Annotated in this window: 23 protein-coding genes; 9 read left to right on the top strand and 14 right to left on the bottom strand. The window is 43.3% G+C overall.

Translation table 11 applies throughout. The annotated features are described in order from the left end of the window. Positions 1-165: 165 nt before the first annotated feature. From OFO10_RS01575 to OFO10_RS01615, 9 genes are all read left to right on the top strand, one after another. On the top strand, positions 166-1,824 hold the full coding sequence (locus tag OFO10_RS01575) for a 4Fe-4S binding protein (RefSeq protein WP_270865838.1): 1,659 nt from the start codon (positions 166-168) through the stop codon (positions 1,822-1,824). A gap of 2 nt (positions 1,825-1,826) precedes the next feature. Then, positions 1,827-2,516: a hypothetical protein gene (locus tag OFO10_RS01580; RefSeq protein WP_270858458.1), complete on the top strand. Its 690-nt coding sequence runs from the start codon at positions 1,827-1,829 to the stop codon at positions 2,514-2,516. 193 nt (positions 2,517-2,709) lie between these two features. Continuing rightward, entirely contained in the window at positions 2,710-2,913 is a 204-nt protein-coding gene (locus OFO10_RS01585) for a twin-arginine translocation signal domain-containing protein (RefSeq protein WP_270864785.1), read from the top strand. 9 nt (positions 2,914-2,922) lie between these two features. Beyond that, positions 2,923-5,844: a formate dehydrogenase subunit alpha gene (locus OFO10_RS01590; protein ID WP_270865839.1), complete on the top strand. Its 2,922-nt coding sequence runs from the start codon at positions 2,923-2,925 to the stop codon at positions 5,842-5,844. A 10-nt stretch (positions 5,845-5,854) separates the two neighbouring features. Beyond that, a complete protein-coding gene (gene fdh3B / locus OFO10_RS01595; RefSeq protein WP_270858455.1) occupies positions 5,855-6,409 on the top strand; it encodes a formate dehydrogenase FDH3 subunit beta in 555 nt (184 codons plus the stop codon). A gap of 94 nt (positions 6,410-6,503) precedes the next feature. Next, positions 6,504-7,115, top strand: coding sequence for a hypothetical protein (locus OFO10_RS01600; RefSeq protein WP_270865840.1), 612 nt, complete (start codon positions 6,504-6,506; stop codon positions 7,113-7,115). A 2-nt stretch (positions 7,116-7,117) separates the two neighbouring features. Then, the gene (locus tag OFO10_RS01605) at positions 7,118-7,621 is read left to right on the top strand and encodes a hypothetical protein (protein ID WP_270862931.1); all 504 of its coding nucleotides are present in this window, start codon (positions 7,118-7,120) and stop codon (positions 7,619-7,621) included. Beyond that, positions 7,618-8,250, top strand: coding sequence for a LysE/ArgO family amino acid transporter (locus OFO10_RS01610; protein ID WP_270858452.1), 633 nt, complete (start codon positions 7,618-7,620; stop codon positions 8,248-8,250). The genes OFO10_RS01605 and OFO10_RS01610 overlap by 4 nt, the downstream gene beginning before the upstream one ends. 52 nt (positions 8,251-8,302) lie before the next feature. Beyond that, positions 8,303-9,517 carry a saccharopine dehydrogenase family protein gene (locus OFO10_RS01615; protein ID WP_270865841.1) on the top strand — a complete coding sequence of 405 codons (1,215 nt, stop codon included), beginning with the start codon at positions 8,303-8,305 and terminating at the stop codon, positions 9,515-9,517. Between the two features lie 55 nt (positions 9,518-9,572). Here OFO10_RS01615 and nuoN read toward each other — a convergent pair whose 3' ends face one another. The 14 genes from nuoN to OFO10_RS01685 are packed head-to-tail and all read right to left on the bottom strand — an operon-like array spanning position 9,573 to position 23,047. Continuing rightward, entirely contained in the window at positions 9,573-11,054 is a 1,482-nt protein-coding gene (gene nuoN, locus OFO10_RS01620; protein WP_270865842.1) for an NADH-quinone oxidoreductase subunit NuoN, read from the bottom strand. Continuing rightward, positions 11,044-12,567, bottom strand: coding sequence for an NADH-quinone oxidoreductase subunit M (locus OFO10_RS01625; RefSeq protein ID WP_270865843.1), 1,524 nt, complete (start codon positions 12,565-12,567; stop codon positions 11,044-11,046). The genes nuoN and OFO10_RS01625 overlap by 11 nt, the downstream gene beginning before the upstream one ends. Before the next feature lie 8 nt (positions 12,568-12,575). Beyond that, on the bottom strand, positions 12,576-14,423 hold the full coding sequence (gene nuoL, locus OFO10_RS01630) for an NADH-quinone oxidoreductase subunit L (protein ID WP_270865844.1): 1,848 nt from the start codon (positions 14,421-14,423) through the stop codon (positions 12,576-12,578). Further along, complete coding sequence (gene nuoK / locus OFO10_RS01635) at positions 14,416-14,736, bottom strand: NADH-quinone oxidoreductase subunit NuoK (protein ID WP_270858447.1); 321 nt, start codon at positions 14,734-14,736, stop codon at positions 14,416-14,418. The genes nuoL and nuoK overlap by 8 nt, the downstream gene beginning before the upstream one ends. Continuing rightward, positions 14,733-15,272, bottom strand: a complete 540-nt coding sequence (locus tag OFO10_RS01640) for an NADH-quinone oxidoreductase subunit J (RefSeq protein ID WP_270864793.1) — start codon at positions 15,270-15,272, stop codon at positions 14,733-14,735. Before OFO10_RS01640 ends, nuoK begins: the two co-directional genes overlap by 4 nt. Continuing rightward, positions 15,269-15,880: an NADH-quinone oxidoreductase subunit NuoI gene (gene nuoI, locus OFO10_RS01645; protein WP_270862937.1), complete on the bottom strand. Its 612-nt coding sequence runs from the start codon at positions 15,878-15,880 to the stop codon at positions 15,269-15,271. Before nuoI ends, OFO10_RS01640 begins: the two co-directional genes overlap by 4 nt. A gap of 8 nt (positions 15,881-15,888) precedes the next feature. Then, the gene (gene nuoH, locus OFO10_RS01650) at positions 15,889-16,884 is read right to left on the bottom strand and encodes an NADH-quinone oxidoreductase subunit NuoH (protein WP_270858444.1); all 996 of its coding nucleotides are present in this window, start codon (positions 16,882-16,884) and stop codon (positions 15,889-15,891) included. Beyond that, positions 16,877-19,213, bottom strand: coding sequence for an NADH-quinone oxidoreductase subunit G (locus OFO10_RS01655; protein ID WP_270865845.1), 2,337 nt, complete (start codon positions 19,211-19,213; stop codon positions 16,877-16,879). The genes nuoH and OFO10_RS01655 overlap by 8 nt, the downstream gene beginning before the upstream one ends. Further along, positions 19,213-19,920 carry a hypothetical protein gene (locus OFO10_RS01660; protein ID WP_270865846.1) on the bottom strand — a complete coding sequence of 236 codons (708 nt, stop codon included), beginning with the start codon at positions 19,918-19,920 and terminating at the stop codon, positions 19,213-19,215. The genes OFO10_RS01655 and OFO10_RS01660 overlap by 1 nt, the downstream gene beginning before the upstream one ends. After that, on the bottom strand, positions 19,917-20,147 hold the full coding sequence (locus OFO10_RS01665; RefSeq protein WP_270858441.1) for an NADH-ubiquinone oxidoreductase subunit E family protein: 231 nt from the start codon (positions 20,145-20,147) through the stop codon (positions 19,917-19,919). Before OFO10_RS01665 ends, OFO10_RS01660 begins: the two co-directional genes overlap by 4 nt. Next, a complete protein-coding gene (gene nuoD / locus OFO10_RS01670; protein ID WP_270865847.1) occupies positions 20,144-21,370 on the bottom strand; it encodes an NADH dehydrogenase (quinone) subunit D in 1,227 nt (408 codons plus the stop codon). Before nuoD ends, OFO10_RS01665 begins: the two co-directional genes overlap by 4 nt. Continuing rightward, entirely contained in the window at positions 21,370-22,167 is a 798-nt protein-coding gene (locus OFO10_RS01675; protein ID WP_270865848.1) for an NADH-quinone oxidoreductase subunit C, read from the bottom strand. The genes nuoD and OFO10_RS01675 overlap by 1 nt, the downstream gene beginning before the upstream one ends. After that, positions 22,167-22,676: a NuoB/complex I 20 kDa subunit family protein gene (locus OFO10_RS01680; RefSeq protein WP_270865849.1), complete on the bottom strand. Its 510-nt coding sequence runs from the start codon at positions 22,674-22,676 to the stop codon at positions 22,167-22,169. The genes OFO10_RS01675 and OFO10_RS01680 overlap by 1 nt, the downstream gene beginning before the upstream one ends. Next, positions 22,658-23,047, bottom strand: coding sequence for an NAD(P)H-quinone oxidoreductase subunit 3 (locus OFO10_RS01685; RefSeq protein ID WP_270864801.1), 390 nt, complete (start codon positions 23,045-23,047; stop codon positions 22,658-22,660). The genes OFO10_RS01680 and OFO10_RS01685 overlap by 19 nt, the downstream gene beginning before the upstream one ends. Position 23,048 lies beyond the last annotated feature (1 nt).

Here is a 23,048-nt window from a genome sequence, read left to right on the forward strand (position 1 = left end):
AATCCTATAAATTTTGTTTTTACGGACCATTTTTATCACTATTTTTATTAAAATTTAACATGCCAAAAAAATTACAAATTTAACTTATGTTTAGTTTAAATTTACATTTAACGATTGTTTAGAAAATGAGTGTAAAAAATGCGAATTTTGTTTTTAGGATAGAAAATGAGCGAATACGGATTTAGCCCAGTGGGCGTAAAAGAGGCCATTTTAGGCGATAGCATAGAGGTTTGCACTGATAGCGAAAAACACTTTGTCGTGGCAAATTCGCCTAGCTTAAAGGCTGAAATTTACGCGCCAGAGATAAATTTTTATATAAATTCCACAAACGATGAAATGCTTCAAATCGCTAGAAATGTCGAAATTTTATACGAAGCAAAGGCGGTGATGTTTGATTATGGCGCGGATAATGCCTATCAAAAACCAGTGGGAAAAAATATAATTTTCGTAAGCGATAATGAGCGCGAAAGCAGTGTAAATGCGCTCAAAAACGCTGGATTTAAGGTGATTTGCCTAACTCACGCTGAGGTAAAATTTGTCTATGGCGGGATTGGCGATTTGAGCGTAAGCGTGCTAAGTAACACCGATGAATACGAGGTCGAGGCCGATTTTTTCCTAGTAGAAAATGCAAAAAGCTATCAACTTCGCCAAAGTGGTTGTTATGAAATCGCAGGGTTAAATGATGATGAAATTCTAGCTCTCGTATCCGAAAAATCGCCGATTTACACTTACAAAAACAACATTTCATTTAACGCAAACCTCTGTCAATACGAGGGCAGGAGAGTGGAGCTGTGCGCCAAATGCGTGGAGGTTTGCCCTAGTGTGGCGCTTTTGAAAGATGAGCAAAATCGCAAGCTTGAAATTTCGCATATTGATTGCATAGCCTGTGGTAGGTGCGTGAGTATCTGCCCCACAGGCGCGATTAGCTCGGCAAAACAGCCACCAATCGCGGTTAGTCAAATGGCGAAACTCTACGCCGGCAAAATTCCACTTCTTGCCAATGAGGCGAGCTTTGGCGAGATTTCGGGTGTGAGTTTGCCCTGCGGCGTGCTTCCATTTGGAATTTTTGCTAAATTTCAGCTAGATGAGGTTTTTTTGCTTAGCATAATGCAAGAAACTGGCTCGCAAATCGTGCTTTTTGAGGGCGAGATTTGCGAAGCCACAAAAGATGCGATAAATCTCATAAATAGCGCGACAATGGCGATTTATGGCGTGCAGGCTGTATTTGTGGCTAGCAATGAAGCTCAGCTAAAAACTGCGCTAAATTTGGCTAAAAGCGGGCAAAAGTGGAAATTTAGCCTAAATGAGACAAATTTGAGCAAAATTGAAATTTTCTCAGCTCGCATGGCATTTATGGTGGGCGAGGGCGATTACGGCGTGATTGCAAACGGCGCGTCGCAAAGCCACGCTAAAATCAGCATAAACGAGCAAACCTGCACGCTGTGCCTATCGTGCGCGGGCGCGTGCAACACAGGCGCACTTTTTGCCGATAAAAGCGATAATTCGCTCAAATTTAACGCTTCGCTTTGCGTGGGGTGCGATTACTGCGTGCGAAGTTGCGCCGAAAAAGATACTATGGCACTTGATTTGTGTGGCGTAGAGCTTAAAAAAGAGTTTTTCGAGTATCAAATTTTAGCTCGCGACGAGCTGTTTGAGTGTATCGAGTGTGGCAAAAAATTCGCCACAAAAAAGGCGATTATGAAAATCGCAAATTTGATGAGCGCGCACTTCGCGGACGACGCAGATAAGGCAAAAACGCTGTTTTGTTGCGCTGATTGCAAGGCGAAAATTATGATTTTAAAGCAAATGCAAGAGGAGATTTGAAAATGGATTTAAATTTGATTAAGGCTAGGTCGTATTATTATGAATTTTTCGCAATTCCGTTTTTTTTCTACGAAAACGGGGCTAAATTTAGCCTATGGAAAGAGCAACTCGAATTTCTAAAATCATCGCCGATTAGCGAAGCAGACGCTAAGAATTTTGAAATTTTGCAAAATTTTAGTTTTGAGGAGTTTAGGCGCGAGCAAAACGATGTTTTGTTTGATTTTTCTTTTGTCAATGTCCCGACGACAGCGAGTTTTTACGACGAGGGCAGGGACGAGGGCAGAATGAAAATCCTCATCACAAACACCCTTAAAAAGAGCAAATTTCGCCGTAACAGCGAGCTTTGCAAGGATAGCGAGGATTTTGTGGGATTTATCTTTTATCTGCAATCTTCGCTTTTGCGCGATGAGGCGGAGGCGCAAAATGGAAATATTTTTCTCTCAACCGAGCTTTTTGCAAGCGTGATAAATGAGTTTTGCGACCATTTTATGGGGCTTTTAAAGGAGCACAAAAGCTCGAAATTTTTTAGGGCGTTGGCTGGGATTATGGAGAGTTTTTTTGCTTTGGAGCGTTCGCTTTTAGCCCTGCCAAAACCGCAAAAAGATAAAAATATCGCCAAAGAATCAATTAATGCTAAGCTTTACCGTGGAAATTTCAAAAACGCGAAGCACAATTTTGAATTTGACGAGTAAATTCGCTAAAATTTTGGCGAAATTTGGCTAAATTCGCCGAATTTTAGCCTTTCTTAAAATAAAATTAATCTTAAATTATAATTTTATTTTTAACCGCTTTATTATTAACTTTTCGTTAATATCAACTATTTTAAGATATGTAGCAGGCGTTACGACAAAGATTAAAATAAAATTTCCTTTTAAAGGAGAGATTATGCAAAGCAAACGCAGAGATTTTCTCAAAAAATCTCTAAAAGTCGGCGCCGTCGGTGCCGTAGGTATAGCTGCTAGCGTGGCTAGTGCAAACGGTGATAAAGACACTCCCCAACCAAACACAGTTCGCGGAAAATCACCAAAAAAAGAGGTGCTTTACTTTGAAAGTGAAGCGTGGCAAAAATACTACAAAGTAGCGTATTAGGAGTAGATTATGAGTGAAAATACGATCGGCAGAAGGTCGTTTTTAAAACTCGCTGCTTTGGGCGGTGCTAGCGTAAGTGCGTTTGGAGCTAACGACACACTTCGCGAGGCGACGGAGCAAGAGATTAAAAACCCTTTTCCAAATTCGGTTTATAAAAAGACGGTTTGCTCGATTTGTTCGGCAGGGTGCGGTATCATCGCGCAGGTCGATGAGAGCACAAACACTTGGATTCGCCAAGATATGGCGGTAGACCACCCGATTTCGCAGGGCTCTCACTGCTGTAAGGGAATCGATCAAATCGATTTAACCAAGTCAAAAATGCGTTTAAAATACCCACTTAAAAAAGTTAATGGTAAGTGGGAGCGCATTACCTGGGATCAAGCAGTTAATGAAATTTCAGCAAAAATGCTAGAAGTGCGAAAAGAAGATGGTCCAGATAGCGTAGAATTTCTAGGTTCAGCTAAATTTTGCAACGAACAGGCATTTTATTTTAGAAAATTTGCAGCATTTTGGGGTTCTAATAATATAGACCATGTTGCTAGAATTTGACATAGCGCAACAGTCGCCGGTGTGGCGAATACATGGGGTTATGGCGCTATGACAAATCACTTCGGTGATATGGCAGCAAACTCAAAAATGATACTTTTCATCGGTGCAAATTCAGCCGTGGCAAACCCAGTTGGTGGTATGAAACACGCTCTGCAAGCCAAAGATAGAAACGGCGCGAAAATCGTCGTTGTAGATCCTGCATTTACTAGAACTGCGGCCAAGGCTGATATGTATATCAGAATCCGCCCAGGAACGGACATAGCCTTTGTTTATGGTATGCTTCATCTTATTTTCAAAAACGGCTGGGAAGATAAAGATGTCATCGCAAATCAATCTTACGCAATTGATGAAATTCGCGCAGAGGCCGAAAAATGGACGCCAGAAGAGACAGCAAATGTTACAGGCTGTAAGATCGAAGAGTTGCTCGAATTTACAAAAATGTTTGCTACGACCAAACCAGCTACGCTGATTTGGGCTCTTGGTATCACTCAGCACTCTGTGGGTAGCTCAAATACTAGAATTCTTTCGATTTTGCAATTAGTTTTAGGAAATATGGGCAAACCGGGCGGTGGAACGAATATCATTAGAGGTCACGATAATGTCCAAGGCTCTACCGATATGGGCGATTTGGCTGATACACTGCCAATGTATTATGGACTAGGTGATGCGGCGTGGAAACACTACTGCAAGGGCTGGGGCGTGGATTTTGATACATTTGTCAAACGCTTCGCTACGACCATTAAAGAGCCAAAACAAGGCGGAAAAGTTCCTGGAACGAATTTTGATGAGTATTTCCATGTCGATTCAAACGCCGAGAAAGAGATAACTTGGCGCAACGAAAAAGGCTATTCGCTCTCTAAATGGTGGCAAGGCGTGCTAAAAGAGGAAAAAACATATTCGAGTGGAAATTTAAGAGTTCTTTGGGTTCAAGGCACAGGAATTACCTCTATGGCGCATTTGACCAAAATTCAACAAGCTGTCGATAAGCTAGATATGCTCGTCGTAGCCGAGCCTTTCTTAAACGAAGTTGCGATTTTAAGCGATAGAAAGGACGGCATTTATGTCCTTCCTACTTGCACGCAGTTTGAGACAGAGGGGCATTTACAAGCTACAAACAGAACTGGTCAGTGGCGCACTCAGGTCATCAAACCAATCTATGAGAGCAAGGAAGACCACGAAGTAATGTTTATGTTCGCCAAAAAATTTGGCTTTTATGATGAATACACTCGCGGTATGAAAATGGAAGTCGTAAATGGCGAAATCAAGCAGGTAAAAGCCGATAATGAGCCTTTTGTCTGGCCAGATGACGCTACAAATGAGATCGCAAGGTGCGGTCATAGTATCGGCGCACAAGGTAGAACCGCAGAGAGATTAAGACGACACCAAAGAAACTGGGAATTTTTCGATCCTGATACACTAATGGGAATTGGAGGCGAGGTAGAGGGTGAATACTTCGGACTTCCGTGGCCTTGCTGGGACATTAAGCACCCAGGCACGCCTATTTTGTATGATTTAAGCAAACCTTATGAAAAGGGCGGTATGGGATTTAGAAATCGCTTTGGTTTAGAGCACGACGGCGTTTCACAGCTAGCAGGCGAGGGCATAACTTTGCCAGGAGCGAAAATTTCTGGCGGACATGCACATTTGCTAAAAGATAATATCGAAGAAATGCTAGGAATCACGCTTAGCGAGGAAGAAAAGGCAAAAATGGGGCCTAGTTGGAGTGATGATTATAGCGGAATCATCAACCAAAAAGCGCGTGAATTTGGAATTTGTCCTTGTGGAAACGCAAGGGCTAGGGCGAAAGTTTGGGAGTTTGCCGATCCTATCCCTAAACACAGAGAGCCGTTGCACTCTCCGCGCTGGGATTTGGTAGAAAAATATCCTACATTTGACGATCAGGCTAAAAATTTCCGTGTCGAGGTTAAATTTATCAGCGAGCAGAAAAAACAAGATTGGAGCAAGGATTTTCCTACGATTATGAGCTCAATGAGACTTGTAAATTTAAGCGGTGCTGGTATGTTAGAGCGCACTAGCAAATACCTTGCAGCAATCACGCCAGAGATGTTTGCCCATGTCAATCCAAAACTAGCAGCAGATTATGGTATAGCTGACGGGGCGATGATGTGGATACACTCGCCACAAGGCACGAAAATCAAGGTCAAATGTATATATTCGCACTCTGTTACACCAGATCGCATAGTGCTTCCGTATAACTTCGCTGGAATTATGCAGGGCGTGGATCTAAGCTCGCGCTATCCAGAGGGGGCGAAACCTTATGTCATCGGCGAGAGTTCGAACACTATCACGAATTACGGCTTTGATATAAATACGCAAATTTCGGAATTTAACGCCGGACTTTGCCGTTTGGAAAAAGCGTAAGGAGTAGATAATGGGAAGAATGAAATTTTATGTAGATGTCCAAAGATGTATCGCATGCTACGGCTGTCAAGTGGCCTGCTCTAATGCGCACGAAGTCCCTGTGGGCATTAATAGACGCAAGGTTTTAATCCTAAATGAGGGTGTCCCTGGCAAAGAGGTGGCTAGCTCGATCGCGTGTCAGCACTGCACAGACGCGCCATGTGCGCAGGTTTGTCCAGTGCAGTGCTTTTATATCAGGGCTGACGGAATTGTCTTGCATGATAAAGATAAATGTATCGGTTGCGGATACTGCTTGTATGCGTGTCCATTTGGTGCGCCGCAGTTCCCACGAGACGGTGCTTTTGGTATAAAAGGCGCAATGGATAAATGCACAATGTGCGCAGGCGGTCCTGAGGAGACATTTTCTAGTGCCGAGCTTCACAAATACGGCCAAAATCGCATAGCTGAGGGCAAGGTGCCAATGTGCGCGGCGATTTGTTGCACAAATGCGCTTTTAGTCGGCGATAGCGCGAAAGTTTCGGAAGTTTATCGCAAACGCGTGCTTACTCGGGGCACAAATTTATAAAATTTTGGGAGAGAAATCTCCCAAAATTTCTCAATTCTATAAATTCTTAATCCTAAATTTGCTACAATCTCTGAAATTTTTTCGGAGAAATTTGATGAAAATTAAAATTTTAAGCGTTTTTACGATTTGTATTTTTGCGTTTTTTACAGGTTGTGCAAAAGCGCCGGTAAATAGCGGGATCGTGCGCACGAGCGAGCCGATTTTTATCACCAAAATGCCAGAGAAAAAATTCATCAGCGTGAGTTTTACAAACACCAGCACGAGTGATTTAAATCTAACCTCGGCTGTGAGCGAATATCTGGTAAAAGACGGATTTGTGGTAGTAAAAAACGAAAAAGACGCCACGATTAAGGTGGGCGGAAATATAAATTATTTTCGCTTGCTAAGCGTTGGTGGGGATTATTATGCAAGGCCTAGGTTTAGTTTTGGCTTTGGTTTTGGTGGCGGTAGAGGTCATAGACACAGCCGCTGGGGCGTAGGCATGGGATTTCCGATGTTTTATGATCCATGGTATGACGATGTCCCTGAAAGGCTCTATGACGCGCAGGTTGGCTTGCTAATCAGCGTGAAAAATGGCAAAGCTTGGCAGGATTACACTACGAATTTGACCTATCAAAATAGTAGCTCAAATTTGTCAAAATCGCGCGCAATCGACGCATTTAATTATAAAATTTACGAACATATAAAACAAATTTTAAGTAGGTAAAAATGATAATAAACGAAAATAAAAAACCAGTTAGAGCAACCTTGGTCGCTGCCCTTATTTTGGCAGTTTGTGGCGGATATTTGTATCATATCGGATATGGCGGGATTGCGCTTTTTATGTCAGCGACTTGTGCCGTGAGCGCGCTGTTTTGTCTGAAAAAAATGTTTAGCAAAAAACATATCGAAATCACCGACGATGCCCTAAAAATCGTCATAAATGAGCGCGAGTGTGAGTTTAAATTCGCTGATATTAAAAATATCAATGTCAAAACTTTCACCGCTGGCAAAAAGCAGGTTAAGCTTTTAAATTTCGAATTCAAGCGCGCTCTGGATTTGGACGATACTTATAATTTCTTGCATTTCTATACTGATACAGAGGCTACGATGCCAGATATCTACGAAACCTCAATCTATGAAATAAATAAAATTTTGCGCGCTAAAATGGGCTTTGAAAACGAACCCGAAGAGCCTAGTGCAAATTCTAAAAAACACGGCAAACGCAAATGATAGACCCAGCCATCACTAGCGCATTTTTGCGCGGGGCTGGGCTCATGCTATCGATGATTGTAGCGATTGGCGCACAAAATATCTTTGTCATCTCGCAAGGCCTAGCCAAAAGCTATATTTTCGTCGTTTGCGCGCTTTGCACCCTGCTTGATATCGTTTTTACGGGCTTTGGCGTCTTTGTCGTGGGCGAGAGTTTCGCTAAAAACGAGCTTTTGACGCTGATTTTGGGTGTGAGTGGAATTTTGTTTTTGCTAAGTTACGCGTTGGCCTCATTTCGTAGCGCATACAAGGGCTCGCACTTTGCCAAAATCAAAAACGCCAAAAACGCCTCACTGCTTCCGGTGGTTTTAAAAACCCTAGCCGTAACCGTGCTAAATCCGCATGTTTATTTGGATACTATCGTCGTTATCGGCTCGACATCAGCTCCCGTGCCAAGCGAGCTAAAAATTTGGTTTTTTTGCGGGGCGGTTTTGGTATCCTTCGCGTGGTTTTTTAGCCTAGGATACGCTGCTAGGGCGCTTGCCGGGCTGTTTGCGAACGAAAAAGCATGGCGGATCATAGATAGCGTGGTGGGCGTGATAATGGTCTATATGGCGTATTTGATAGCGGAATTTTTGTTTAAAATTTAGCTTTTAAGTGCGTTTTTGATAGAATTTGCAAATTTTGTTTAAAGGAAGAAAAATGAGCCATATTTTGATTATCGGAGCAGGTGGAGTAAGCCGTGTGGCAACCGTGAAATGTGCGATGAATTCTGGGGTTTTTACCAAAATAACTCTTGCTAGTAGAACCAAAAGCAAATGCGATGAGATTGCTAAATTTATAAAAGAGCGCCTTGGCGTAGAAATCGCAACAGCTAAAATCGATGCTGATGATACCGAAGCCGTGGCAAAATTCGCCAAAGAAATCGGAGCAGATTTGCTTTTAAATGTGGCTTTGCCGTATCAGGATTTAACGCTTATGGACGCTTGTTTGAAAGCGGGAATCCCATACATCGATACCGCAAACTACGAGCACCCAGACACAGCGCACTTTGAATACAAACTTCAATGGGCGAAAAATGATGATTTTAAAAATGCAGGAATTCCCGCACTTCTAGGAAGCGGATTTGATCCGGGCGTTACAAATGTATTTTGCGCTTATGCGCAGCAAAATTTATTTGATGAAATAAATGAGATTGATATACTTGATTGCAACGCAGGCGACCACGGATACGCGTTTGCAACAAATTTTAACCCAGAAATTAATTTGCGTGAAGTCTCAGCTAATGGCAGATACTGGGAAAATGGCTCGTGGATCACCACAAAACCGCTTGAAATAATGATGAAATGGGACTACCCGCGTGTCGGCGTGAAAGATAGCTATTTGCTTTACCACGAAGAAATGGAAAGTTTGGTTAAAAATATCAAAGGCTTAAAGCGAATTCGCTTTTTTATGACCTTTGGGCAAAGTTATCTTACGCACATGCGTTGCCTAGAAAATGTCGGTATGCTTCGCATTGACGAAGTCGAGCATAACGGCATGAAAATCGTGCCAATTCAGTTTTTAAAGACTTTGCTTCCTGACCCGGCAAGTTTAGGACCACGCACCAAAGGCAAAACAAATATCGGCTGTGTGATAAAAGGCGTCAAAAACGGAAAGCCACGCAAGGTTTATATTTACAATGTCTGCGACCACGAAGAGTGCTACGCTGAGACTGGCGCACAAGCCGTTAGCTACACCACAGGCGTGCCGGCTATGATAGGCTCGATGATGATAGCAACTGGTAAGTGGAGTGGAAAAGGCGTATTTAATATGGAAGAATTTGATGCTAAGCCATTTATGGACGAGCTAAATCGCCAAGGCTTACCATGGGAAATCATCGAAATGGATCCAAACGAAACTAGGGTGGCAGAGTAAAATTTGCCCGTAAATTCACTAAATTTTGGCTCAAAATTGAGCCAAAATTTTAATCTTAAAGCAAAACCTTACCCATACTACTACTTATAAAATCCACAAGAAACGGCATGATAGCGCACAAAACCGCACACAAAGCCACGGCGAAATTTATCGGTGCGCTACTTTGGCGCAGTGCGGCGCGAAATTTAGCTGAGCGAAAGTCTGCCTCGCACAAAAACATACACACGATTAAACGCAGATAATAATACAGCGCAACCGCGCTATTTACCGCCATTATCACAGCCAAGCCGTAAAATTCGCCCCTAATAGCAGAGCCAAGCAAATATAGTTTGCCCCAAAACAGCCCAAACGGCGGAATCCCAGCAAGGCTAAGCATAAAAATAGCCAGAGCAATCGCGCGCAGTGGAAATGTGTGGATAAGGCCGTTAAATTTCTCGTATGGATACTCAAAACGGCTCCAAATTTCGCTACCGACGCCGTGCAAATCCCTTTTTTCCCTTGCGCTCCAAAGCACGGCAAACGCGCCTAAATTCGCCATTGCGTATAAAACCCAATAAACAAAAAGGCTTAAATTTGCTTCCGTCGTGCCGATAACTATGGCGCAAAGCCCAAATCCAGCGTGGCTAATCGCGCTGTAAGATAGCATGCGTTTGACATCGTGCTGGACTAGTGCCATGATATTTGCCACGCTCATTGTAAGCACGGCGATTGCGTATAAAACCGAGTTAAGCCACGCTACGCCTATGTTTTGTAGCGCTTCAAAAAGCCTAATGGCTACGATGAAGGCTGCGATTTTGGGCGCGACGGACATAAAGCCACTAAGGGCTGAGCTAGCGCCCTCGTAAGCGTCCATAATCCATGCGTGAAATGGTATAAACGATAGCTTAAAGCCGATAGAAGCTATCATAAATGCACTTGCGCCAAACAGAGCCGCGCTCGTGCTAAGGCCTGAATTTTGCGCAATCATAGCGATTTGCGAAATTTCAAATGAGCCTGTGATTAAGAAAAATAGCGCCGCGCCAAATGCGTAAAACGCTGAACCAAGCGCGCCCATTACGAAGTATTTGAGCGCAGCCTCAGCAGAGCGCGCGCGGTTGTGCATGGCAATGAGTGTATAAAGTGCTAGCGATGAGGTTTCAAGTCCAACGAAAATCATCATTAAATTTTCGCTTGATACCATAAATTCATACCCTAAAATCATAAAAAGAAAAATGGCGAAAAACTCCGCCACGCTGTATTCGTGCGCGCTTTTAGCCCCAAGGCTTAGCCAGATATAAAACACGCTACAACCCAAAATTATGAGTGTTGCAAGAATTGCTAGATTATCAACTAGCATAATATCGAAAAAGCCTCTTGCGCCGCCGCTGTATCCAAAAACGAAGCCAAAGTCCAAAATAAGGGCTAAAAGTGTGATTATGGCGTAGAAGTTTTGGGGTAATTTGCGCCCAAAAAGGCAAAGTGCTAAAATCAGTAGCGCAAACACGCACAAAATCGCCATTGGCACGATTACGGCTAAATTTAAAAGACTATTTTGCATTTATCACCGCCTTGAAATTTGCTTTTTCTATATAGTTTTTGGTGGCTAAATTTTGGGCGTTGTGCGCCATGAGAGCGATATTTTCGCTCACACTTGGCGAAATGCGACTAAGCATAAAATTTGGCGCGACACCTAGGAAAATGCATAAAACACAAATCGGAACAATGCTCGAAATTTCGCTAAATTTCAAATCTTTTAAGCTTCTGTTTTGTTCGACGCAAATTTTGCCAAAAAATGTTTTTTTGTATAAATTTAAGCTATAAATCGCCCCCATAACTATACCAAATCCGCCAAAAAGTGCATAGTAAAAACTGATTTTATAAATGCCAAGCAGGCTTAAAAACTCGCCCACAAATCCAATCGTAAGCGGAAGTCCAATCCCGCTAAATAAAACCACGCCGAAGCAAAAGGCATAAACTGGCATAATTTTGGCAAGTCCGCCAAACTCGCTTAGTAGCTTTGTGTGGCGTCTATCATAGATAAATCCCACAAGCATAAAAAGCCCGCCAGAGGTGATTCCGTGGCTAATCATCAAAAATATCGCCCCGCTAACACCCTCGCTTCCAAGCGAGAAAATGCCTAGTATTATCACGCCCATGTGAGCGATAGAGCTGTAAGCGACGACTTGTTTTATGTCTTTTTGCGCAAATGCGATGAAGCTGGTATAAATCACCATAATTACCGCCAAAACGCACATTAAAGGGGCAAAATGCACGCACGCATCAGGAAAAAGCGGCAACGAAAATCGCACGAAGCCGTAAGTTCCCATTTTTAGCAAGACAGCCGCTAGCAAAACAGAGCCGATTGTAGGGGCCTGTCCGTGCGCGTAAGGTAGCCAAGTGTGAAATGGAAACATCGGCGTTTTTATGGCAAATGCGATCCCAAAAGCCAAAAATAGCAAATTTTGCGCATTTATTGGCAAATTTAGCCCCTGCCACGCAATGAGATTAAAGCTAAATTCGCCCGTAGATTTGTAGTATAAATACGCCATTGCGATTAGCCCCACGAGCAAAAACATAGAGCCAAAAAATGTGTAGATAAAAAATTTCACCCCAGCATAAATCCTGCGCCCGCTTCCCCACGCGCCGATGATATAGAGCATTGGGATAAGAGAGAGCTCCCAAAATATATAAAATAAAATCGCATCAAGTGCGACAAATACCCCAATCATCGTCATTTCTAAAAACAAAACCGAGATGATTAAATTTTTAACCCTCTCCCTTATGCTTAGGCTAATTAGGGCCAAAAATGTCATTAGCGTGCTTAAAATCACCAAAAATAGGCTAATCCCATCTACGCCGATAAAATAGCTTATCCCATACGCGCTAATTATGCTTGCCGAGGTGCTAAACGAGGTCCCGCTCTCATAAAAAGCCAGCAAAAAGAGCGAAAGTGCAAATTCTATCAGGCTCATCATCACAGCATAAGTTTTTATGCTCCTCTCATCGATAAAAACCCCAAGCGCCCCAGCAACGGCCGGGAAAAATATAATTAAACTTAAAAAATGCTCCATAATCTACCTTAAATCAAAAATACTAAAACCAAAAGCGCAAAAAAGCCAAAAATCATCAATCTCAAATTTGCGCCCAAATTTGTCCCGTCGTTTGCGCCTTGGAGCGCAAAGCCCATTTTTAGTAGCGCTTTGGCGATCAGATCTACGATGCTATCAATGATCGCGCTATCTATTTTGGCGCAAATTTGGCTTATGATTTTATAGCTTCCCACTATGAAAATGTCGTAAAATTGCGGTATGAAATACTGCACGCTTAAAATTTTGTAAATTTTAGAATTTTTCAAATTTGGGCTAAATTTTGCGTTTTTATATGCAAAAATTGTAGCGATTGCCACGACGCTAATAGCACCTAGCGTCAAAGCGATTAGTAAAATTTCTGTGTTGTGTGAAATTTCATTATGAAAGCTTGGCAAGACATAGCCCACAAAGCCGTAAAACTCAGGCGCGAAAAAGCCACAAATCATCGCCAAAACCGCTAAAACGCTCATTGCAAGCAGGGCATAAGGCTTCGCCTCGTGCGGGTGGTGGTCGTATTTTTTCTCGCCAAAAAAGACAAGCATTAAAAGCCTAAAACTATAAAATGTAGTCAAAATCGCACCAAAAAACAAAACCGCCCAGATAAAGTGCGCCCCGCTAGCAAAGGCAGTTTCTAAAATTTTATCTTTTGAGAAAAATCCAGAAAATGGATAAAACCCGCAAAGTGCTAGCGAACCGATACTCATAAGCGCAAGGCTAGGTTTCATAAATTTGGCCAGCGCGCCCATTTTTTGGATATTTAGTTTATCGTTCATAGCGTGCATTACATTTCCAGCCCCAAGGAAAAGAAGCGATTTAAAAAACGCGTGAGTTACAAGGTGAAAGAGCGCGATAGCATACGCTCCAAGCCCTGCTGCTACGAACATATAGCCAAGTTGCGAGAGCGTAGAGTAGGCTATGATTTTTTTAAGATCATTATGCACGCACGCCATTGAGGCGGCAAAAATCGCCACAAACGCTCCAAGATAGGTGATAGCTTGTGCCACATCAGGGGCGAGCGCAAAGATAGAATTTGCTCTAATCACCAAATAAACGCCAGCCGTAACCATAGTCGCAGCATGAATTAGCGCAGAAACTGGCGTCGGTCCTGCCATAGCGTCAGCTAGCCATGTGTGAAATGGAAACTGCGCGCTTTTGCCCATAGCACCGATGAAAAGCAAGGCAGCAATGAGCGCAAGCGCGCCCCTGTCGGCAGTGCTAGCATTTGCTAGGACATCATCATAGGCAAATGAGCCGAAATTTAGATAAATCGCAAAAATTCCAAGTAGCATGGCAAGGTCGGCTACGCGGTTCATGATAAAGGCTTCGTTCGCGCACCAGGCGTTATTATCCCTATCGTGCCAAAAGCCGATTAGTAGCCACGAGCAAAGCCCCACGCCCTCCCAGCCGATAAAAAGCCCGATGAAGTTGTCGCTTAGCACTAAAACTAGCATTGAAAAGACAAAAAGCCCAAGGTAAGCGAAAAATTTGGCAAATCCCGGGTCTTTTTGCATATAATAAATCGAATAAATATGCACCACGGAGCTTACAATCCCCACGGTAATCGCCATAATCGTGCTAAGAGCGTCGATCATCACGCCGTATTTTATGTTTAGTTCGCCCGCGCTTATGAAATTTGCTAGCGCAATGTCCATACCGCCGTTTTGCAGGACAAATTCCACTAGCCACAGCGAAGCGATTGTGCCAAGCACTATTAGGCACGAGCAGATGATGCCTACGAATAATTTATCCCTAAATTTGATAAAAATTCCAGCGAAAATCGCCGAAACTAGCGGGGCAAAAAGTGCGATTAATAGCCAAAAAAACATAGTATCAAGCATTTTTTTCTCCGCGTGGAATTTTAAAATTTACAAAACTATCTATTTCGATACTGCCTGTTTTTTTATACCACAAAATCAAAAGCGCTAGTCCCACGGCAATCTCGCTAGCAGCGATTGCTATGATAAAAAGGGCGAAAATTTCGCCATTTAAATTTTGGTGAAATTTAGCGATTGCCACAAGGGCTAAATTTGCAGAATTTAGCAAAATTTCGGTTGAGAAAAATAGCATTATTAAATTTTGTCTTTTCATAACCCCCACAAGCCCCAAAACAAACATAAGACTTGCCACGATTAAATAGTGATTTAGGCTCATGCCTCCTCCTTTATCGCGCTTTCTTCGTAGCTTTGGCAAATATCCATTTGTTTGTGAGTTAGCACGATAGCGCAAATCATCGCCACAAGTAGCATTATGGCGACCACCTCGAAAATCAGCAAATATTTCGTAAAAAGCAGAGTTCCGATAGCTTGGATATTGTCGCTATTTGGGATTTTAAGGCTTGGCGCGTCATTTGCGATGAGCGCACCTGAGATGATTAGCACTAGCAAAAGCGAGATAAAAATGGCTAAGGTGTAGAAGATTTTGGCATGTTTTGCGCTCTCTTTAACATTTTTGCTAGCGTCAAAAAACATAAGCGAAAACCCATACAGCACCATTACTGCGCCCGTATAGACTATGATTTGCACTACGCCTAGAAATTCAGCCCCGAGCAAAAAGAAAAATCCGCTCAAAAATATCATGCCGCCAGCCAGTGCGCTCATAGCATAAAGCAAATTTCGCGAAAACACACTCACGCTAAAAAGCCCCAAGGTAAGGATTGCGAAAAAATAAAACGCAAAAGCCTCTATCATAAGCTCTCCTTTTCATCGCTAAAATACGCAGTAGGCGTGCGCTTCACGCGCGCTCCTGCGTTCGCGTCCAAGCTTCCATAGCCCTCAAATTCTTTATTTGCATCTACCAAGCACAAATCCTCGCCCCTGCTTAAAAAATCCTCTTTAAATCCATAATACGCCCGCTGTTCGCTTGCTAGCTCGTATTCGCTACCATGCACGATTGCGATTTCTGGGCAGACATCAGCGCACAGCCCACAATACACGCACCTGCCTAAATTTATGGAGTAGTTTTCGACCTTTTTGCGTCCGTCGCTTCCAAGGCTAGTTTGCATGGCAATGCAGTTTGAGACGCAGATTTTTTCGCACAGCCCACAGCCTATGCAACGCTCATTTCCGCTTTCTAGCAGTCTCATTAGCCTATGCACACCACGATACCTTAATCCTAAATCAAATTTTTCTTGCGGATAGATTAGGGTGTGTGTATTGCCACGGGCAAGCATTTGGCGAAGCACGACCCAAAGCCCTACAAAAAGCTCGCCTCTAAATGTGCGAATTAAAAATTCTCTAAATTTGTCTTTGTTATTTAAAAGTGGTTTTCGTTTGTCAATTTCTTTGTAAATTCCCATAATCTTTCCTATAAAATCACAATGCCAGTGATTAAAATGCTAAGTAGCGCTAGTGGCATGCAAACCTTCCAACAAAGCGCCATTAGCTGGTCTGGGCGCAGGTGCGGAAATGCTGCTCTGCTCCATAAAAACAAAAAGAAGAAAAAGCCCGCTTTAAGGGCTATCATCACCCAGCCAGGAATAAACCAAAAGCTATTGTATCCGCCAAAAAATATGAGCGAGATTACGATAGAGTAGGTTATCATATTGGCGTATTCGCCGATGAAAAACATACCGCCCCTTAGCCCAGAATACGCTGTGCTAGCCCCTGCTAAAAGCTCGGTTTCGTTCTCGGTAAGGCAAAGTGGCGTGCGGTTACACTCCACAAACGAAGCGATTAAAAATAGCGCGAAGCATACTGGCTCTTTCCACACGAACCACTTTTCAATCCCGCCACTTTGGGTATTTACGATATCAATTAGCGAGAGTGAGCCCACAATCATAATAATCGGAATTAGGCTTAAAGCATTAATAACCTCAAAGCTAATTAGCTGCAAAAAGGCGCGAAATGAGCCGATTAGGCCGTATTTATTATAGCTTGCCAAACCTCCGATCACTAGCCCATAAACGCCAGCAGCACTAGCTCCAAGCAAAAACAAAAGCGCGACATTTATATCAGCGATAATCGGGCGAATAGTGTGCCCAAAAAGGCTAAATTCGGGCAAAAGTGGCACCACGCTAATAGCCACAAGCGCAGCGGCAGCTGAGATAATCGGCGAAATTTTATAAAGAAACTTATTTGCATGCGTTGGAATCGTATCTTCCTTGGTGATTAGTTTAATCATATCGGCTACGACTTGAAGCACGCCAGCAGGCCCTACGATAGCAGGACCTAAGCGGCGCTGCATATAGGCGATGACCTTGCGCTCGATATATGTCGCAAAGCCCGCCATTGTGGCGATTAGAGCGATGATGATTAGACATTTAGCGAAGGTAAATGCGAAATTTAGGGCAAACTCACTCATTATTGCCTCCGATTTTTTCGATTTTTACGGCCTTGTAGCGCGAATTTACAAAAATATCTTGCGTAGGGATTTTTGCGTCGAAATACGGCAAATAAATTCCGCAAAATTCATTGTCAAATTTGACTTTGACTACGATTTTTTCGCCCTCGCACTCGATTTTTACCATATCGTTATTAGCTAAATTTAGCTCTTTTGCAATGCTTGGGTGCATAAATATCGCGCCACTTTCGCCAAGAGCTGCGCTAATGCCAGTAAAGGCGTTAAACTGGTGAAGCGGGTTTGCTTCATAGATTAAAATTTCGCTATTTTTAGCGCAAATCTCATCTGAAACAAAAATGTCAAATTTATCAGCATTTGGCGAAATTTGGCGGTTTTGCAGAGTGTATCCGCGGTGATTTTCCCCGCAGTTGTCGTAAAAATTCTCTAAATCATCAAATTTGATTTTTTCGAAATACTCGCCCAAATTTGGCGTGTATGAAATCGCAAAAATGGCATTAATGCCAAGGGCGTTTGCGATATCGTTTAGCTCGTATCCGTCGTATGCCAATGCCGCATTTGTCGGCACTACGCGCTTGTCATAGTTAGTGAAGGTGCCCTCTTGCTGTACTAGGCTAGGCGCGTGTAAATCCGCTTCGCTCACGCCAAATTTAAAATCGCCGTCCTCGTTGTATCCTAAAATCTCGCCAGCTCCATTCTTGCTAAGGTTGCAGATTAGCGCCACGCCAAGGCTGTTTGTGCGAGGCGGTATGATTAAGACGCTAAAATTCGTGTATCGCTCAATCATGCCAAGCAATTTCGCAAGGGTGTCAGAGTGCGGATGTTTGATAAAATCCTCGCCGATGATTAGGGCGGGATTTTGGGCGTTTTGGCAAATTTCGCGGAGGGCGTTTTCGTCTAAATTTAGGTTTTTTACGAAATTTGAAACTTTATTTTCGCCTGAAATTTCAAAATTTACGCCCAGTTTTTTATCCAGCCACTCTGGCATTTGCGCGCCAAAATTTTGCAAAATCCATAGCAGAATTTGCGCTTCCAAACCCGCCTTGTGCTGGCATGAGATGAGATTTTTGCCAAATGCGTCTAGCCCGCTATCACGCACGGCGTGAAAATACAGAGCGTGCGATTTTCGCACTTTTAGGGCGTTATTTAGCGCGTAAGCCAAATTCGGCGCGTCCGAGCGCAAAAAACTGCCCGCACACACGATAAAATCGCTATTTCGCACGGCTTGTTCGCTCCCGCTGTATAATTTCATACCGCTATATTCGCTAAAATTTCGCAAAAAATCTTGATATCTTTTGGCCTCAAAATTTATCAAATTTAGGTCAAATTTTTCGCGCAAAAGCTCTAAAATTCGCGCTTCCTCGTTTGTAATGAAGCTGTTAAATTTGATATTTTTTATCGCGCCAGTTTTTATTTTTTCTACAATTTCATTAAATTTGGCTTCATTTTTAACCGCGTTTTCGTTTGAAAAATCCCAGCCAAAGCGCGCCCCAGCGTGAAGAGGGGCAAAATTTATATCGCTACTTACGCGGTAAATTTTCTCTTTTGGCTCGGAAATTGAAGTGCGTTTTACCTCGTAAAAAAGCAGTTCGCAATCGCTCGTGTGCGGGTTGGAGGCTGGTATTTTGCGAAGCTCCCAAGCATTTGAGCTGTATTTAAACGCACTCACGCTTAGTGCGCCAGTAGGGCATGCGGCCGCGCACTCGCCGTAATTTACGCAATCATCATCATCGCTAACGCGCGCGATTAGGCTTTTTTGCATTTTATTTAGCACGGCGTAGGCGTCTTTTGGCATGGAATCTTTTAAATTTGGACTTAGTGGCTCGCTCTGGCGCGCTACTAGCTTGAAAGCCTCGAATCCAAGGCGATCTTTGGCGGTTTTTATGCAGCGTTCGCACACAATGCAAAGGCTAGGATCGTAGCTCAAAAACCCCCAATCCTCTACCTTTTTCGCGCTATCAACCACGGCGAAGGATTGAGTGCTAACGCGCATTTGCTGGGTTAGGTTTTGTAATTCGCACTCGCCACTTTTATCGCATACACCACACTCCAACGGGTGATTTATGCAATAAACCTGCATTATGGCGTTGCGCTCTTTGCTTAAATTTGGCGAGTTTGTGATCACGCTCATGCCCTCTTTTGCCTTGGCGTTACAGCTATATACTACCTTTTCATCGGCCTCGACCATACACAGCCTGCACGCTAGCGTGGGCGACGCGCCATGCAGGTAGCATAGAGTCGGGATATAAATCCCGTTTTCGCGCGCGATTTCTAAAATGCTCTGCCCTTCGCTAAATTCGCAAATTTGCCCGTCAATTGTAATTTTTGCCATTAAATCCTGCTTATTTTGGCTATTTCGTAGTCATAGCCACTGAAATTTTCTCCCCCAAAACCAAGTCTTGCGACCGTGCCTTTTAAATTTGCGTCTAACTCAAATTTGCGTTTTACGCTAAAATTTGGCGTGCTTATTTCGCACATATCGCCGTCTTTGATCTTTGCGACCATGCTAAAATACGCCCCACCGACGAATTTATCATCGAGGCTGTGTTTGAAAACCACGGCGCCGTCGAAGTTTTCAAGCTCTTTTAGCTCGCTTAAATTTTGTTTTTGCGGGCGAAATTCCTCGCCATTTAGGCGCAAAATTTTAAATTTATACTCATCTTGCAAAAGCGATAAAAATGTTTGGATATTTGCTTTGTCGCTGTGAGTGTCGATAAGAGCGTCATCTATAATGAGGATTTCGCAACCACTCAAAAATTCGCTCAAAACCTCGATTTCCTCGTCTCCGACATTGCTCTCTGCGCTCATAAACGCGTCGTCTAAATCCTCAAAAAACGCCTTTTGCGTGGCGTCCAAATTTGGCAAACTCATACACAAAAGCGCCAAAACATAGCCCTGTGCGCCGATTTCGCATTTGATTAAATTTTCATAGCCCTCATCTTGCAGGGCAGAAAGGGTTAAAATTTCATCATTTTTAAATTTTTCCCATAAATTTGGTGCTTGCAATCTTAGCAACGAAGCGCAATTTAGTATTTTCATTTTTTTCCTTTTCTAGCGACTATCATCCAGTCGGCTTGGTTGTATCTAAGTGAGTTTAAAAGTGTCGAATTTAGCCCTTCCACGAGGTTTGCACTGGCTTTGATTTGGTCGAATTCGCCCATTTCAAAGATAAAAATCATAGTCTCGTTTGGGGCAGAGTTTTTCAAAATTTCCCCCATGCGGTTTAGGAAATTTCCCCGTAAATGGCGCAAATCGTATCGTTTCATCGATCCACCTCGCCAAGAAGTATGTTTGAACTACCGATTATCGCGGCTGCATCGGCTAGGTAGTGGCCTGGCAGTATCTCTTCATAGAGCGCGCAGTGCCAAAAGCTAGGCGTGCGCACTTTGAGCCGATACGGGCGCGAATCCCCTGTGGAGTAAATGTAGTATCCAAGCTCGCCCTTTGGGGTCTCGGTAGCGTGATAAATCTCGCCAGCAGGGGGTTTTAGCCCTTGTGTAATTAGGACAAAATGTTGCATTAGCGAGTAGTTTTGCGTCATAATCTGCTCTTTGCTAGGGCTTATGAATTCCGGATTATCGGCTAAAATTCCAGCTGGCGAGCTTTTATACAGCCCCGCACACTGGCGCAAAATTTTTAGACTTTCCTTCATTTCGGCGATATAGCATTTATACCTAGCGTAGCAATCCCCAGCGTTCGCGTAAGGCACATCGAAGTCTAACTCATCGTAGATGAGATAAGGCTCCTCTTTTCTGATATCCCATTTATGCCCGCTAGCCCTTAGCATGACGCCAGAACAGCCCAAATTTAGGGCGTCTTCTTTGGAGATTACACCGACATCTTGGGTGCGCAAAAGCCAAATTCTATTATTATCTAGCAAATCTTCAAATTCTTTAATATCATTTGGGAAATCATCGCAAAAGCTAAGCATTTCCTCGCACCAAAGCTCAGGCAAATCCACAAAAACGCCACCGATTTTTATACTATTGTGCGTTAGCCTTGCGCCGCAGTATTTTTCTATCAAATCTAGTATATGCTCGCGCGAGCGAAAGCAGTATAAAAACACGCTCATAGCCCCGATATCTAGGGCGTGCGTGCCCAAAAAAAGCAGGTGAGAGCTAATGCGATTTAGCTCTAATAAAATCGTGCGAATAATCTGGGCTCTGCGTGGCACCTCGATACCACATAGCTTCTCCACAGTAGCGCAAAATCCGTAGTTATTCGCGCTTGCTGCGATATAATCCATGCGATCAGTTACTGGCACGAACTCGCTATAAATCATATTTTCTGCCATTTTTTCCACGCCTCGGTGCATGAAGCCAACCTCTGGGCGTGCGCGCACGATTAGCTCGCCGTCGAGTTCTAAGACTAATTTTAGCTGACCATGCGCGCTAGGGTGTTGGGGGCCGAAATTTAGTATCATATTGCCTCCAACGCGCGTAAATTCGGCATTTTCGAAAAATGGTCTAAGTTTGGTCGGTTTTTGCATTATTTTCTCTCTGTTATGATTTTGTGTGCGCCGCGTTTGGCCTTTTTGATGAAGCGCACTCCGCCAGATTCTTGGTATTCTTGCGCGCTAGCTTTGCTCGGTCTAGCCTCGCCGTAAGGGGTCTCGTGATTTATGCGCGAGAAATTAAAGGTATCTTTGTCATCAACCATAGCCGAATCGCGGTTTTCCTCGCCGATTAATTCTCGCTTTTCGCGCCCGAAAATTTTATCCACCTCATACCATTTGGCAAATTCGTCGCCTTGGAGCGGATATGATTTTAAAAGCGGGTGGCCAAACCAGTCATTTGGCATTAAAATTCGCCCTAAATTTGGGTGGCCCGCAATCCATACCCCCATCATATCGTATAATTCACGCTCCGCCCAGTTCGCGCTTTTAAAAATACCTGTCGCGCTTGGCAGATACTCGCCGGTTTGGACGAAGCATTTGGCTCTCATACGGCGCGCTCTGTGTATGTCAAGCAACTGATAAAAGACCTCGATTCCGCCACTTTTAGCTATGAAATCAACCCCGCTTAGCTCGCATAAAATTTCATATCCTAGCTCTTTGCATGCTTTAAGTGCTGGCAAAATTTCATCTTTTTGTATGTAAATTACAAGGGTGTCAAATTCGACATAAGCGTTTAAAATTTCAAATTTGGCTAAATTTGATAAATTTTCAAAATCATCGCTAAATTTGGAATTTTTCGGGTCAAATTTTTCGCTTTTTTTGGGGACAAAAAATCTATCGTTGTAGTAGTTTTTCGCGCTTTTATCGCCCTTTGGTGTGTATTTTCTCATCAAATCAGCCTTTTTGGTTTTTGCGTTCTGTTTGCTCTTTCGCGGCGGATTTTTTTCTGCAAAATCATCAGCGCAAACTGCAATGTCTCTGGTCTGGGCGCACAGCCCGGCAGATAGATATCCACAGGCACCACTCTATCGCAGCCCTGAACCGTGGCGTATGTGTTAAACATACCGCCTGTATTGGCGCAAGAACCCATTGAAATCACCCATTTTGGCTCAGGCATCGCATCATATAGTCTGCGGGTGAATTCGGCGTGTTTTTTCGTAAGCGTGCCTGCGATTATCATCACATCGGCTTGTTTGGCTGAGGCGCGAAAAATCGTCCCAAACCTGTCGAAATCATACCTGCCAGCGCCTGCGGCCATCATCTCTATCGCGCAACACGCTAGCCCATAGGTCATAGCCCACAGCGAATTTGACCTGCCCCAATTTATCAGCTTATCGGCGGTGGTAAGCACGATAGGAAGGCCATTTTCTTTGGTGTAGTCTATTTTGTGCTCTGCCATGAAAGCGCTCCTTTTTTCCACGCATAAACAAATCCCACGCCAAGCAATGCGATGAATAAAATCATCTCTGCAAATCCAAACGCGCCTAAGAGTTTGAAATTCACAGCCCATGGAAACATAAAGATAATCTCAACATCAAAAAGTATAAATAAAACCGCGACTATGTAAAAGTGTGAATTTATCGAATTTGGCTGTTTTACGGCCTCTGGGCCTGCTTCGTAAAAATCATTTTTCAATCTCTCATCATTGCGATTGGCGAGTTTTTTGCTGATAATCGAGCTTAATTTTACGGTGAGTGAAAACACGCAAAACGCCAAAATAAACATAATAAAAATGCCTAAATATGACGAATCGTTTGGAAGTCTTGACATT

It is taken from the genome of Campylobacter sp. VBCF_06 NA8, assembly GCF_027737825.1.
In the GTDB taxonomy this organism is placed as follows: Bacteria; Campylobacterota; Campylobacteria; order Campylobacterales; family Campylobacteraceae; genus Campylobacter_B.

Bases quoted from the DNA above. Each gene is read 5' to 3' on its own strand.
- nuoI (WP_270862937.1), bottom strand. From the start codon at position 15,880: ATGGGAATTTACAAAGAAATTGACAAACGAAAACCACTTTTAAATAAC.
- OFO10_RS01640 (WP_270864793.1), bottom strand. From the start codon at position 15,272: ATGATAGAGGCTTTTGCGTTTTATTTTTTCGCAATCCTTACCTTGGGG.
- OFO10_RS01615 (WP_270865841.1), top strand. From the start codon at position 8,303: ATGAGCCATATTTTGATTATCGGAGCAGGTGGAGTAAGCCGTGTGGCA.
- nuoD (WP_270865847.1), bottom strand. From the start codon at position 21,370: ATGCAAAAACCGACCAAACTTAGACCATTTTTCGAAAATGCCGAATTT.
- OFO10_RS01680 (WP_270865849.1), bottom strand. From the start codon at position 22,676: ATGGCAGAGCACAAAATAGACTACACCAAAGAAAATGGCCTTCCTATC.
- OFO10_RS01675 (WP_270865848.1), bottom strand. From the start codon at position 22,167: ATGAGAAAATACACACCAAAGGGCGATAAAAGCGCGAAAAACTACTAC.
- OFO10_RS01665 (WP_270858441.1), bottom strand. From the start codon at position 20,147: ATGAAACGATACGATTTGCGCCATTTACGGGGAAATTTCCTAAACCGC.
- OFO10_RS01575 (WP_270865838.1), top strand. From the start codon at position 166: ATGAGCGAATACGGATTTAGCCCAGTGGGCGTAAAAGAGGCCATTTTA.
- OFO10_RS01685 (WP_270864801.1), bottom strand. From the start codon at position 23,047: ATGTCAAGACTTCCAAACGATTCGTCATATTTAGGCATTTTTATTATG.
- OFO10_RS01600 (WP_270865840.1), top strand. From the start codon at position 6,504: ATGAAAATTAAAATTTTAAGCGTTTTTACGATTTGTATTTTTGCGTTT.
- OFO10_RS01585 (WP_270864785.1), top strand. From the start codon at position 2,710: ATGCAAAGCAAACGCAGAGATTTTCTCAAAAAATCTCTAAAAGTCGGC.
- OFO10_RS01610 (WP_270858452.1), top strand. From the start codon at position 7,618: ATGATAGACCCAGCCATCACTAGCGCATTTTTGCGCGGGGCTGGGCTC.
- nuoN (WP_270865842.1), bottom strand. From the start codon at position 11,054: ATGCAAAATAGTCTTTTAAATTTAGCCGTAATCGTGCCAATGGCGATT.
- nuoL (WP_270865844.1), bottom strand. From the start codon at position 14,423: ATGCTTGATACTATGTTTTTTTGGCTATTAATCGCACTTTTTGCCCCG.
- nuoH (WP_270858444.1), bottom strand. From the start codon at position 16,884: ATGAGTGAGTTTGCCCTAAATTTCGCATTTACCTTCGCTAAATGTCTA.
- nuoK (WP_270858447.1), bottom strand. From the start codon at position 14,736: ATGAGCCTAAATCACTATTTAATCGTGGCAAGTCTTATGTTTGTTTTG.
- OFO10_RS01580 (WP_270858458.1), top strand. From the start codon at position 1,827: ATGGATTTAAATTTGATTAAGGCTAGGTCGTATTATTATGAATTTTTC.
- fdh3B (WP_270858455.1), top strand. From the start codon at position 5,855: ATGGGAAGAATGAAATTTTATGTAGATGTCCAAAGATGTATCGCATGC.
- OFO10_RS01605 (WP_270862931.1), top strand. From the start codon at position 7,118: ATGATAATAAACGAAAATAAAAAACCAGTTAGAGCAACCTTGGTCGCT.
- OFO10_RS01625 (WP_270865843.1), bottom strand. From the start codon at position 12,567: ATGGAGCATTTTTTAAGTTTAATTATATTTTTCCCGGCCGTTGCTGGG.
- OFO10_RS01660 (WP_270865846.1), bottom strand. From the start codon at position 19,920: ATGAAAATACTAAATTGCGCTTCGTTGCTAAGATTGCAAGCACCAAAT.
- OFO10_RS01655 (WP_270865845.1), bottom strand. From the start codon at position 19,213: ATGGCAAAAATTACAATTGACGGGCAAATTTGCGAATTTAGCGAAGGG.